The 13,013-nt window shown below is 63.0% G+C and carries 8 protein-coding genes; 5 read left to right on the top strand and 3 right to left on the bottom strand.

The annotated features are described in order from the left end of the window. The first annotated feature begins 9 nt into the window (after positions 1 to 9). Together HX817_RS20430 and HX817_RS20425 are read left to right on the top strand one after the other, a co-directional pair. Positions 10 to 630, top strand: coding sequence for a 1-acyl-sn-glycerol-3-phosphate acyltransferase (locus HX817_RS20430; protein WP_003213522.1), 621 nt, complete (start codon positions 10 to 12; stop codon positions 628 to 630). 1 nt (position 631) lies between these two features. Continuing rightward, a complete protein-coding gene (locus HX817_RS20425; protein ID WP_177040976.1) occupies positions 632 to 1,564 on the top strand; it encodes a phosphatidate cytidylyltransferase in 933 nt (310 codons plus the stop codon). A gap of 254 nt (positions 1,565 to 1,818) precedes the next feature. On the opposite strand, the gene HX817_RS20420 is transcribed toward HX817_RS20425, so the two are convergent. Continuing rightward, entirely contained in the window at positions 1,819 to 2,292 is a 474-nt protein-coding gene (locus HX817_RS20420) for an Lrp/AsnC family transcriptional regulator (RefSeq protein WP_177041318.1), read from the bottom strand. A 145-nt stretch (positions 2,293 to 2,437) separates the two neighbouring features. Here HX817_RS20420 and HX817_RS20415 point away from each other — a divergent pair, with 145 nt between their 5' ends. From HX817_RS20415 to pbpC, 3 genes are all read left to right on the top strand, one after another. Continuing rightward, positions 2,438 to 3,067 (top strand): LysE family translocator, encoded by a 630-nt coding sequence (locus HX817_RS20415; RefSeq protein WP_177040974.1) that lies wholly within the window; start codon positions 2,438 to 2,440, stop codon positions 3,065 to 3,067. Positions 3,068 to 3,146: 79 nt separating this feature from the next. Beyond that, entirely contained in the window at positions 3,147 to 8,990 is a 5,844-nt protein-coding gene (locus tag HX817_RS20410; protein WP_177040972.1) for an alpha-2-macroglobulin, read from the top strand. Then, positions 8,971 to 11,268 (top strand): penicillin-binding protein 1C, encoded by a 2,298-nt coding sequence (gene pbpC, locus HX817_RS20405; RefSeq protein ID WP_032899911.1) that lies wholly within the window; start codon positions 8,971 to 8,973, stop codon positions 11,266 to 11,268. Before HX817_RS20410 ends, pbpC begins: the two co-directional genes overlap by 20 nt. On the opposite strand, the gene HX817_RS20400 is transcribed toward pbpC, so the two are convergent. Together HX817_RS20400 and HX817_RS20395 are read right to left on the bottom strand one after the other, a co-directional pair. Next, positions 11,269 to 12,435: a hypothetical protein gene (locus tag HX817_RS20400; protein WP_177040971.1), complete on the bottom strand. Its 1,167-nt coding sequence runs from the start codon at positions 12,433 to 12,435 to the stop codon at positions 11,269 to 11,271. It abuts the gene before it with no gap. Continuing rightward, a complete protein-coding gene (locus tag HX817_RS20395) occupies positions 12,432 to 13,013 on the bottom strand; it encodes a LemA family protein (protein ID WP_177040967.1) in 582 nt (193 codons plus the stop codon). Before HX817_RS20395 ends, HX817_RS20400 begins: the two co-directional genes overlap by 4 nt.

Below are 13,013 nucleotides of genomic sequence, written 5' to 3'. Positions count from 1 at the left end.
GGAATCCTCATGTTCGAACCCGTGGTCGCCACCCTGATTACCTCCATGGCCCGCACCGTCACCGGCGCCCGCAGCCTGTGGCTTGGCTGCGCGCCGGTGCCGGTGCAACGCATCTACTACGCCAACCACAGCAGCCACGGCGATTTCGTGCTGCTGTGGGCCTCGTTGCCGCAGAACCTGCGTAAATTCACCCGCCCGGTGGCCGGCAGCGACTACTGGAACACCAGCGCCCTGCGCCGCTACATCATCAACCGGGTGTTCAACGGCGTGCTGATCGACCGCGAGCGCAAGGACCCTGTGGATAACCCTCTGGCGCCGATGCTTCAGGCCCTGGAAAACGGCGACTCGCTGATCATCTTTCCCGAGGGCACGCGCAACCTGGAAGACGGCCTGTTGCCGTTCAAAAGCGGGCTGTATCACCTGGCCAAGAGTTATCCACAAGCCGAATTGATCCCGGTGTGGATCGCCAACCTCAACCGGGTCATGCCCAAGGGCCGTGTGCTGCCGCTGCCCTTGCTGTGCACCACCAGCTTCGGCGCACCGCTGCAACTGGAGGACGGCGAAGACAAGGCGCTGTTCCTCGCCCGCACCCGCGACGCCTTGCTCGCCCTTGCCCCGGAGCATTCCTGAGATGGATAGCCAAACCCTGATGTTGTTCGGCGGGATCGGCGCGATCCTCGTGCTCGCCTCGCTGATCGGCCTGATCCTCAAACTGCACACCCGTGGCACACCCAACGCGGTGATCGACAACCTCAACGCCCGCATCAACGCCTGGTGGGTGATGGTGGTGGTGATCGGCATTGCGTTCTGGCTCGGCACCGGCGCGGTGATCCTGCTGTTTTACGCCGTGTCGTTCTATGCCCTGCGGGAATTCCTCACGCTGACACCCACCCGGCGCAGCGATTACCCGGCGCTGGTGGCGGCCTTCTACTTGGCGCTGCCGCTGCAATACCTGCTGATCTACTTCGACTGGTACGGGCTGTTCTCGATCTTTATCCCGGTGTACGTGTTCCTGCTGCTGCCGATCCTCGCGTCACTGGGCGGCGACAGCACGCACTTCCTGGAACGGGCGTCGAAGGTGCAATGGGGGCTGATGATCGCGGTGTTCTGTGTGTCCTTCGTGCCGGCGCTGCTGACCCTGGATATCGTCGGCTACGAAGGCCGCAACCTGCTGCTGATTGCCTACCTGGTGATCGTGGTGCAACTGTCGGACGTGTTGCAGTACGTGTGCGGGAAGCTGTTCGGCAAACACAAGATCGCGCCCAACTTGTCGCCGTCTAAAACCGTGGAAGGGTTTGTCGGCGGGATTCTGCTGTCATCCCTGATCGGCGCGGCGCTGTGGTGGACCACGCCGTTCAATCCCTGGCAGTCGTTCCTGATTGCGCTGCTGATCAACCTGCTGGGGTTTGCGGGCGGGATTGTGATGTCGGCGATCAAGCGCGACCGGGGCGTGAAGGATTGGGGGCACATGATCGAAGGGCACGGCGGGATGCTGGATCGGCTGGATTCGGTGTGTTTTGCCGCGCCGATCTTCTTTCATCTCGTGCGCTACTGGTGGACCTGACGACCACCTCCCTCCCCAAATCCACACAACCCCAGTGGCGAGGGAGCTTGCTCCCGCTGGAGTGCGCAGCGCTCCCAGGATTTTGGGGCCGCTACGCAGCCCAGCGGGAGCAAGCTCCCTCGCCACAACAAGCGTCCTTATCTGATCGTTCCCACGCTCTGCGTGGGAATGCATCCGGTGACGCTCCGCGTCACGACTTTAAAGCGGACGCGGAGCGTCCAGGGCGTTATTCCCACGCGGAGCGTGGGAACGATCTAGCCGGGAAGGTGACTCAGCGGCAATGCCCCGGGCGTCTTCACCGTCTGAATCGCGAAGTTGCTGCGGATATCGCTCACCCCCGGCAACTTTAACAAGCTCCCGGTCAGGAACCGCTCATACCCGCGTAAGTCCGGCACCACCACTTGCAGCAGGAAATCCGACTCCCCCGACACCAGAAACGCCGAAATCACCTGGGGCAGCGCCGTCACCGCCAACCGAAACGCCTCCGCCTGTTCGTCGTTATGCCGCTCCACTTTCACCCCGACAAACACCGTCAGCCCCAACCCGACTTCATTCCGGTCCAGGCTTGCCTGATAACCACGAATCACCCCGGCCTCTTCCAGCAGCCGCACACGCCGCAAGCAGGGCGAGGCCGACAGGCCAATCTCGTCCGCCAGTTGCACGTTGCTCAGCCGGCCATCCCGTTGCAGGGCTTCAAGAATCTTGCGGTCAAATGCGTCCAGCTTCAGATTTGGCATAAGTGAAATGTTTCGCCCGAAAAAAGTGGCAGATTGTGCCAAGACTAGACGCTTTTCCGGCTGACTACGCAAGCACCTGCCCCGGCCTTCACCCCTAAAATTGCCCTACGAATCACCTACCGCAAGGGGCAGGCACATGGCAGAACTCTGGTTGTTTTTAGTCGCGTTGGCAGTGGTGTACCTGCTGCCCGGCCCGGACATGATCCTGCTGCTGCAAACCGGCGCCCGCCAGGGCAAGGCGATGGCACTGGCAACCGCAGGCGGCTTGGGCCTGGCGCGAGCCTGCCACGTGGCGCTGGCGGGGATGGGCCTGGCGACCCTGTTCAAGGTCGCACCCTGGACCTTCGATGTGGTGCGCCTGTGCGGTGCGGCGTATCTGCTGTGGATCGGCGTGCAGTGCCTGCGCTCAAACCTGCTGCCCAACCTGAACGCCGAGCACAGCACGGCGCCGGCGCATGCCTGGCGCGAAGCCTTCCAGCGGGGTTTGCTGACCAACCTGCTCAACCCCAAGGCGCTGCTGTTCTGCTCCGTGCTGCTGCCGCAATTCATTGATCCACATGGCGCATCGGTGACGGCGCAGTTTGCGCTGCTGGGGGCGATTCTGGTGGCGGTCGGCCTGGGATTCGACAGTTGCTATGGATTGGCCGGCGCAAGAATCGGCCGCTGGCTGGAGCGCAGCCCGTCCGCCCAGCGCCTTCAGCAATGGCTGTTTGGCAGTCTTTTGATCGGTTTTGCGATACGCCTCACCTTCGTACAGCAAGCCTGAGCTTTGCGGCGCATTTGCCGTCATCTTTTGTATCAAAGAGACGTGTAAGATACGCGACACATTGCCAGGGATGCTCACCATGTTTGATTCGTTAAAAGCGACCAGCCGCCGTTTTTTCGGGGCCTTGATCTCAGTGGTGAGTGTCCTGTTCAGCGCCGTTCGATGGCTGGCGCGCAGCCTGTTCGGCCAGTGGCAGCCGCCGCGCTGGCTGCAAGCCACAGGCAACGGCCTGGTCAACGTCGGCCACAAGGCCCGGGCTTATCCGCGCCAGGCTGCGGGCGGCGCGCTGGCCCTGGTACTGGTGCTGGCCGCGGGCTTTTACGGCTGGCACTGGTATTCCCACCTGCCACAGCCCCACACCGTGGGTTATTCGCTGCACAAGCCCAACCTGACGGATTACACCCAGCCGCAGCCGGTTGTGGATAACTTGCAGGTGCGCTTCGCCGAATCCGTGGCCCCGCTGGCGGCCATCGGCAAGCCGGTCACCGAAGGCATCACCCTCAAGCCTGCCATCGCCGGCGCCTGGCGCTGGGCGGATGACCGCAGCCTGGTGTTCACCCCGGAAAAAGACTGGCCCGTCGACGCCCACTACACCATCGACCTGGCCAAGAAAACCCTGTTGACCGACGGCGTACTGCTCAGCCAATACACCAGCCAATTCTCCACCCAGCCGTTCCGCGCCACCTTGACGCAAAACGAGCTGTACCAGGACCCGAGCAACCCGACGCAGAAACAGCTGGTAGCGACCTTCCACTTTTCCCACCCGGTAGACGAAGACAGCGTACGCAAACGTGCCTCGGTCGCCCTCGGAAAAGGCTTGGCCTACCGCGACGCGCAACTGCCCAATCGACCGGAAATCACCTTCGACGAACACAAGCTCAACGCCTTTGTGCGCTCTGCCGCCCTGGCCACCCCACTGGAAAGCACCCCGGTCAGCGCCAAGCTCGATGAAGGCCTCAAGGCCCGTGATGGCGGCAATCCCAGCTCGGCGCCGCTGGTGGCCGAAGTCACCGTGCCCGGCCGCTATCGCCTGACCTTTACCGGCGCCGAAGTCAGCTTTGTCGACAACGAGCGCGGCGAACCCGAGCCGGTGTTGATGTTCAGCAGTTCCAGCGCCGTGGCCGACGAGACCATCGCCAACAAGGTGCAGGCCTGGATGCTGCCGGAAAAAGCCGAGGACGATACCCGGCCCTGGAACCTGCAAGACATCGACGACAAACTGCTGGCCAGCAGCACCAAGGTCAAGCTGACCCACGTGCCGAGCGTCGAACCGCTGAATACCCTGCACGCCTTCAAGTTCAAGGCCCCGCCGGGCCGCGCCCTGTATGTGCGGGTGCCGGCCAACCTGGAAGCCATCGGCGGCTACCTGGCGAAAAATCCGACAGCCTCTCTCGTGAGCATGCCGGCTTATCCACGCACGCTGCAGTTCCTGTCCGACGGCGCCCTGCTCAGCCTCACCGGCGAAAAACGCCTGGGCTTCATGGCCCGTGGCGTACCCGGCGCCCATGTGGAAATCGCGCGCCTGCTGCCCAACCAGTTGCAACACCTGGTGGACCAGAGCAGCGGCAGCTTTGCCCGACCGAATTTTGCCAATGACTACTTCGACCGGATGGTGGAGCGTCAGAGCCTGGACATTCCGCTGTCGGCTGGCGACCCGTCGAAAACCGTCTACGACAATGTCGACCTGAGCAGCTACCTGACGGCCAACGGCGGCCGCCGGGGGATTTTTGTGCTCAAGCTGAGCCCGCAGGACGACCCGGCTGATCGCACCTTCGACTACTCGCGCAACACCACCAGCGACCTGCGTTTCATCGTGGTCACCGACTTGGGCATCATCGCCAAGCGCTCCAGCGATGGCAGCCACGATGTGTACGTGCAGTCCATCGGCAACGGCTCGCCGGTGTCCGACGCCCAGGTCGATATCATCGGCCGCAACGGTTTGCCGGTCGCCAGCGGCCATACCGACGCCGAAGGTCACGCGCACTTCGCCAAGCTGGATGAACTGCGCCGTGAGAAAACGCCGTTGATGTATGTGGTCAGTCGCGGCAATGACCAATCCTTCCTGCCGATTGCCCGTCAGTCGCAACAGCTGGATTTGTCACGCTTTGATGTAGGCGGCCTGGAAGAGGACGGTGCGATCAATCGCCTCAGCGCCTACCTGTTTACCGATCGCGGCCTGTACCGGCCCGGCGAGACCGCGCACCTGGGCATGATCGTGCGCAGCGGCGACTGGAAAGGCGCCCTGCAAGGCCTGCCGGTTGAGTTGCAGATCACCGACCCCCGTGGCCTTGAAGTGATTCGCCAGCCGTTGAAACTGTCGGCCAGCGGTTTTGAAACCTTCGATTTCCCAAGCAGCGAAGTAGCGCCATCCGGCGATTACACCGCGACCCTGCAACTGATCGGTGAGAAGCAGCGTCGTACCGACCTGGGCAGCGTCAGCTTCAAGGTCCGCGACTTTGAACCGGACCGGATGAAAGTCAGCCTGAGCCTGCACGATACACCGGTGCTGGGCTGGATCTCGCCGGACCAGGTGGTGGCCAAGGTCACCGCGATGCACTTGTTCGGCGCTCCGGCGGCGGGTCGTCGCGTCACGGCGAAAATGTCTCTGAGCCCGACGCTCGCGGCCTTTGATCGCTACCCGGATTACCGCTTCCGCCTGAATGACTCGCTGGAAGAAGCCAGCTCCGAAGACCTGGCCGAAACCACCGTCGACGACAATGGCCAGGCGGTGCTGGACTTGAACCTGCAACGCTTCGCCAACAGCACCTACCGCCTGCAAGTGATGACCCAGGTGTACGAAGCCGAAGGCGGTCGCAACGTCGCCGCACAAAGCGCATTGCTGGTGTCGGCGGCGCCGTACCTGGTGGGTGTGAAGAGCAAGGATTCGCTGTCTTTCGTCGCCAAGGACGCCCCGCGTGAAGTGCAATGGCTGGCCGTGGCGCCAGACCTTACGCCAGTCGCAGTCGACGGCCTGACCAGTGAAGTGGTCGAGCACCGCTACGTCTCGGTGCTGGTGAAGCAATCCAACGGCACCTACAAATACGAGTCGCGCATCAAGAACATCAGCCAGCCGGCCTCGCCGCTGGTGATGACCAAGGACGGCGCCAAGCAAACCCTGAACACCGGCACCCCGGGCGATTTCACCCTGCAACTCAAGGACGCCAACGGCAACCTGCTGAACCAGATCGACTACAGCGTCGCCGGCCGGGGCAACACCTCGCGCTCCCTGGAGCGCAACGCCGAGCTGCAACTGCGCCTGGATAAACGCAGCTACGCCACCGGTGATGAGATCGCCATCAGCATTCGCGCGCCGTACACCGGCGCCGGGTTGATCACCATCGAGCGGGACAAGGTCTACACCCAGCAGTGGTTCAAGGCCGACAGCACCAACAGCGTGCAACACATCCGCGTTCCTGCGGGGCTTGAGGGCAATGCCTACGTCAACGTGCAGTTCGTACGGGACATTGGTTCGTCCGAGGTCTACATGAGCCCGCTGTCCTACGGCGTAGTGCCGTTCAGCATCAACCTCGACGCGCGGCGCATGGCGCTGAAAGTCGAAGGTCCGGCGAAGATCGAGCCGGGGCAGACCCTGGATATCAAGGTCAACGCCGACCGCCCTGGTCGCGCAGTGGTCTACGCGGTGGACGAAGGCATCCTGCAAGTGGCGCGCTACCAGACGCCGGACCCGTTGGGCTTCTTCTTCCAGAAGCGTGCACTGGAGGTCGGCACCAGTCAGATCCTTGACCTGATCCTGCCGGAATTCAGCCGCCTGCTCAGTGGGGCAGCGCCGGGTGGCGATACGGAAGGCGCCCTGGCCAACCACCTCAACCCGTTCAAGCGTAAACATCAGCCGCCTGTGGCCTGGTGGTCTGGCCTGGTGGACTTGCCGGCCGGTGAAACCGTGCTGCACTACCAGGTTCCGGACAGCTTCAATGGCAAGCTGCACCTGTTTGCGGTGGCCGTGGACAGCGACAGCGTGGGCGTCAGCGAGGCCAACACCGAAGTGCGCGGGCCGCTGGTGATCACGCCGAACGTGCCGGCCTTTGTCGCACCGGGGGATGTGTTCAGCGTCAGCGCCGGGGTGTTCAGCAACCTGGACGCGGCGGCGGACGTGAAGTTTGAAGTGCAGACCAGCGATGGCCTGCAGGTGCAAGGCGACAAGGCCAGCACCCTGGCCCTGCAACCGCGCAAGGAGGGTGTCGCCGAGTTCAAGATCAAGGTAGGCGAAACCCTCGGCTCGGCAGACTTGCGCTTCGTCGCGGTGCTGCCGGATGGCAAGCGTATCCAGGTGGCGGAAACCACGTCGATCCGACCCTTGAGCGAGCATCGGGTGGCCCTGAGCCTGGGCCGTTTCGACAGCGCCAGCAAAGAGCTGAAACCGACCCGCGAGCTGTTCAGCCAGTTGCGCGATGTGCAGTTGGGCGTCGCCGCTTCGCCGCTGGTATGGGCCAACGGCCTCAAGCATTACCTGGATGACTATGGCTACGCCTGCACCGAGCAATTGGTGTCCAAGGCCATGCCGGCGTTGATCTGGGGTGGTAACGCGCCGGAGGCCGAGCAGGCCTTCAGCGGTGCGGTGCGCATGCTGCGTCAACGGCAGAACCAGGCCGGCGGTTTCGGCTTGTGGGCGGCCAACCCGGACGTGGCGCCGTATGCCAGCCTGTACGCCACCGACTTCCTGATCGAAGCCAGGGAGCGCGGGCTGCCGGTGCCGGAAGACCTGCTGCAACGTTCCAACGCGTACCTCACCGACCTGGCCAACGGCCCGAGCGAAGGCCTGTCGGAATTGCGCAACCGCGCCTACGCCAGTTACCTCCTGAGCCGTCAGGGGATTCTGGTGAGCGGCGCCTTGAGCGATATCCGCGAGCGCTACGAAAGCTACTTCAAGGACACCTGGCAGAACGACATTGGCGCGGCGTACCTGGCCGCCAGCTACAAGCTGCTCAAGCAGGATCGTCAGGCCGATACCTTGTTCCGCAAGGTGCCGTGGCTTTCCCTGTCGGATAAATGGAACAGCGACGGCCTGTATTACGACCCGCTGGTGCACGACGCCGAGCACCTGCATTTGCTCGCGCGGCACTTCCCGGAAATGCTCGACGATGTGCCGACAAGCCTGCTGGATAAACTCGGCAAGCGTCTCAACGAGCAACGCTACAACTCGCTGTCGGCGGCACTGTTGCTGCGGGCCCTGGACAATTACGGCCAGCGCGCCCAAAGCGACATGACCCTCAAGGCCACCGCATGGCTCAGCGACAAGCAGCAACAGTTGTTGCAGATGGCCGGCCAGCCGCCACGTGCGGCGGTGCCTGCCGGTACGCAAAAACTGCAGATGGAAAAATCCGACGGCCCGGCGGCGTTCTACATGCTGAGCGAAGCGGGCTATGACAAGGGCGCCAACCTCAAGCCGATCAACAGCGGCCTGGAAATCATCCACGAATACCTCGACCTCAAAGGCAATCCAGTCAGCAAGGTCGCGGTAGGCGATGAGTTCCTGGTGCGCCTGCGCTTGCGCGCCACCGACCGTGATCAGGTGCAACAAGTGGCGGTGGTCGACCTGCTGCCGGGCGGCGTCGAGCCTGTGTATAACTTGCCGCCGGAGCCGGAAGCGGCCAGCACCGAGGAAAGCGAAGGCGACGATTCGGAGTACGTTGAAACCGGCGAAGACACCGAAGAAGCCGACGCCTGGCAGGCGCCGATTGGCGAGACCGACTTGAGCAACTGGCAACCGGACTACGTCGACGTGCGTGATGACCGAGTGGTGTTGTACGGCACCGCGCTGCGGGATGTAGGCACCTTCGTGTACCGCGTGCGCGCCACCAACGCCGGTACCTTCAATACGCCACCGGCCTACGCCGAGGGCATGTACGAAACCACCCTGCAAGGACGCGGCAAAGTAGGCCAGCTTGAAATTACCAAGCCTTAAAAGCCTGACGCCGCTGCTGGCAGCGGCGTTGATTCTGGCGGGGCTACGGTTGTGGCCCCACGCGCCGCTGGAACAGGCAGCCACCTCCTCACGGGTGGTATTGGCCGATGACGGTTCGCTGCTGCGCATGACCCTGGCGGCTGACGGGCAATATCGCCTGTGGCTTCCCCTGGAACGGATTTCTCCGTCACTGGTGGAGGCGTTGCTGCTCAAGGAAGACCGCAATTTCTACTGGCACCCGGGGATCAATCCCCCGGCGTTGCTGCGGGCGGCCATGGCCACCTATAGCGGCGGCCAGCGCCAAGGCGGCTCGACCTTGAGCATGCAGTTGGCCAGGCGCCTGTGGGATCTCAATACCCGCCAGGTACCCGGCAAGCTGCAGCAGATGGCCCTGGCACTGTGGCTGGAGGCGCGTTACAGCAAGCACGACATCCTTGAGGCCTACCTCAACCTGGCGCCCATGGGCGGCAATATCGAAGGTGCCGAAGCGGCCAGCCGGATCTATTTTGGCAAGTCAGCGGCGCAGTTGTCCTTGTCTGAAGCCCTCGCGCTGGCCGTGATTCCCCAGCAACCGGGTCGTCGGGCGCGCTTTGGGCCTTCCCTGCAAACCGCCCGGCAACGGCTGATGGCCGACTGGCGGGAAACTTATCCACAGGACCCGCGTAACGACAGTTTGCTGGACCTGCCGCTGGAAGCCCGCAACCGCCAGCAGATCCCGTTTCTCGCGCCGCACCTGAGCGAACAGTTGCTGGCCTCGCAAACCGGCAATGAGTTGAACAGCACCCTCAACCTGGCGCTGCAACAATTGCTGGAACGGCTGATCACCGGCTTCATCGCCGAGCGCCGCAGCAGCGGTGTGGAAAACGCCACGGCGATCCTGATCGACAGCCGCGACCAGAGCGTAAAAGCCCTGGTGGGCTCGGCAGACTACTTATCCACAAGCATCCACGGCCAGGTCAACGGCGTGTTGTCGCGGCGCTCGCCGGGCTCCACCCTCAAGCCATTCCTGTATGGGCTGGCGCTGGACCAAGGGGTGATCCACCCCATGAGCATCCTCAAGGACATGCCGAGTAACTTCGGCTACTTCCAGCCGGAAAATTTCGACGGCAGTTTTGTCGGGCCGGTGACAGCCCGTGACGCGCTGATTCGCAGCCGCAATATTCCGGCTGTCTGGCTGGCCAGCCAAACCCGCTCGCCGTCACTTTACGGATTGCTGCAACGGGCCGGGATCAAGGGCCTGCGCGGCGAAAGCCATTACGGCTTGGCGCTGGCCTTGGGTGGCGGCGAGATGACGCCCGAGGAGCTGGCGCGGCTGTATGTGATGCTGGCTGGTGACGGGCATTTGCGGCCGCTGCGCTATTTGCAGGAACAGCCGCAAACCACTGGCGCCCAGCTACTCACGCCGCAGGCCGCGTTTATGGTGCGCGACATGCTGCGGCGCAACCCGCGCCCGGACGGGCTGCCGGGGCGCCACTGGCGTACGGCCTGGAAGACCGGCACGTCCTGGGGTTTTCATGATGCATGGAGCGCCGGCCTCGTAGGCCCGTACGTGCTGGTGGTGTGGGTGGGCAACTTCGATGGCCGTCCGAATCCTGAGTTTATCGGTGCGAAAACTGCGGCACCGTTGTTCTTCCGTATCGCCGACGCCCTGCCGCTGGCCTTGCCCAATGTGGTGATCAAACCCGACAAACCGCCCGCCGGGCTGATCCGCATTGACGTCTGCGCGGCCTCTGGTGACTTGCCCAACCGTTGGTGCCCACGTACCCGCAAGACCTGGTACATCCCCGGCGTGTCACCGATTCGGGTGTCCAACCTGCACCGCCCGGTGCTGATCGACACCCGCACCGGCAAGGCCGCGTGCCCGCCGTTCGACCCGCAGTACACCCGTGAAGAAGTCTTCGAGTTCTGGCCCAGCGATGTGCAGCGGCTGTTCCGCGCCGCCGGGCTGCCCCGGCGTACGCCGCCCAATGTGCAGAAAAGCTGCCAACCCAACCGTGTCGGCGATCAAAGCGAAGCGCCACAGATTCGCTCGCCGCTGACCCAGGTCAGCTACCACCTGCGCCTGTCCCAGCCCCAGGAAAGCATCCCGCTGAACGCCAACGCGGCCAGTGATGCACTGACGCTGTATTGGTTCGCCGACCAGACCCTGATCGGCCAGGGCCCGCCGCAAACCACGCTGAACTGGCGGCCGGGTAAGTCGGGGGAGTACCGGTTGCGGGTGACTGACGATCAGGGCCGCAGCGCCAGCCGAGGCTTGAAGGTTGAGTTTGTACCCTGATCAGGCGTCCTCGTCGCCTAAACCGGCAGTGCCGGCATCTTTTGCGAAATGCTTGTACGCCACCCCTAGCTTGCGTTGCTCAAAGATCGAAAACACCAGGGTGCCCAGCAGAATCATCATCCACACCAGGAACACCTTCATGGTGTCCACCTGGGCCACCACCAGCAGCAAGGTCACTACGCCGCCAATCACCATGCCCAGGCCCATCCAGGCGCCCAGCACGCGGCCTACCGCCAGGCGCATGCCCGTGGGCAGCAAGAGCCGCAGCGCGAGCAACACCACAAACATCGTCAGCAAGAAGCCAAACGCGGCCATGAAAGGAATCACGAAGCCGTTGTCACGGTACAACCAGGCCAGAAACCGATAGGCGGGATTCAGCTCTGCCATTTGCTGGTAGGTGGCAGGGCCCGGCAAATGCAGTTGGGCAAAATGTTCCGGCGTCATGGCCATGATGCCGACGCCGATCAAACCCACCACCACCGCGTAGAAACCACCGGCGCGCCACAGCGGCGCCAGCACACGGCGGTTTTCCACCTCCTTGGTCTCGGCCAGGCCGAACACCGCGTCAGGTTGCCGGCCCTGGGCAATCACCGTCTTGCCCGCACGCTCGCAGGCGTCGCCAATCAGCATCACCTGCATATCCTGGGTGAGGAGCAGTTCGCCCTGGCGGCGGGAGCTGCTGATCCATTCATGGTCGTCCGGGCGCTTCTTGCCGAACAGGTCGATACCCTCGGCAATCACTGTCACTTCACCGGTGGCGTCCTGCAGGCGGAAGTCATTGCAGCGAGCCTCGGCCGAGACCTGGCTCCAGCTCCAATCGCCATCCTTGTCTTTGGTGCCTTCTTCGATGACCCACACGTAACCCGCGCAAGGCTTGCCGTGGACCGGGGAGATCAGGGGCGTGTCGACGATCACCTTGCCGTTCACTTCCACCAGCCCCATGGCCAATGAGCGTATCTGGCTGGTGGCCAGGCGCTGTTCGGTGCGATAGAAATTGGGGCCGAAGCTGGCCAGCAGTCCGATCAGGATGCACACAGGAAAAAACAGCGCCACCAGGATCGTCGGGGCGTAGACCATCAGGCCAATAAAGCCGGCGAGAAAGACCAGTGCCACCAGGGTTTTCCACGCTGGTTTTTTTGTGACAACCCCTGCCTGGGTGGTTTTCATGCCCCCGGCATCTCAAGCTTCACGCCGTCGTAGCGGGTTTCTTCGGCGCTGATGGCCAGCAGCGGAATGCGCTGATAGCCGAGCATCTTGGCGAAGAACAGATCAGGAAAAATCGCGATGGCGATGTTGTAGAGGTTGACTGACTCATTGAAGAACTCGCGACGGTCGGCGATGCGTTCCTCAACCGCCGAGATCGCCTGCTGCAACTCGACCATGTTGGGGCCGGAGATCAGCGTCGGATAATTCTCGGCCACTGCAATCACCGACTTGAGCGCCGTATTGAGCTGGTTGGAGGCATCGACTTTATCGGTGAGGCTGCTGGCGTTGAGGTACGCGGTGCGGGCGTCGCTGAGGCGGGTGAACAGCGCGTTCTCATGGTTCATGGCGGTTTGCACCACGCGCATCAGGTCGGGAATCTGGTCTGCCCGCTGCTTGAGCAGCACGTCGATGTTGGCGAAGGCTTTATCCACATCGTTGCGGCGCATCACCAGGCCGTTGTAGACCCCCACCAGCCAGCCGACCAGGCCGACGACAATAATCAGCACGACGATACCGGCGATCAGCAGTTCGATGTTCAT

The organism is Pseudomonas sp. C6002 (genome assembly GCF_013385805.1).
GTDB lineage: Bacteria > Pseudomonadota > Gammaproteobacteria > Pseudomonadales > Pseudomonadaceae > Aquipseudomonas.
The sequence above is the reverse complement of the archived record's forward strand: the minus strand, read 5'-3'. Positions and strand labels throughout refer to the sequence as shown.

Coding starts and splice junctions, on each gene's coding strand:
- HX817_RS20415 (WP_177040974.1), top strand. CDS start 2,438: ATGGCAGAACTCTGGTTGTTTTTAGTCGCGTTGGCAGTGGTGTACCTG.
- HX817_RS20410 (WP_177040972.1), top strand. CDS start 3,147: ATGTTTGATTCGTTAAAAGCGACCAGCCGCCGTTTTTTCGGGGCCTTG.
- HX817_RS20395 (WP_177040967.1), bottom strand. CDS start 13,013: ATGAACATCGAACTGCTGATCGCCGGTATCGTCGTGCTGATTATTGTC.
- HX817_RS20430 (WP_003213522.1), top strand. CDS start 10: ATGTTCGAACCCGTGGTCGCCACCCTGATTACCTCCATGGCCCGCACC.
- HX817_RS20425 (WP_177040976.1), top strand. CDS start 632: ATGGATAGCCAAACCCTGATGTTGTTCGGCGGGATCGGCGCGATCCTC.
- HX817_RS20400 (WP_177040971.1), bottom strand. CDS start 12,435: ATGAAAACCACCCAGGCAGGGGTTGTCACAAAAAAACCAGCGTGGAAA.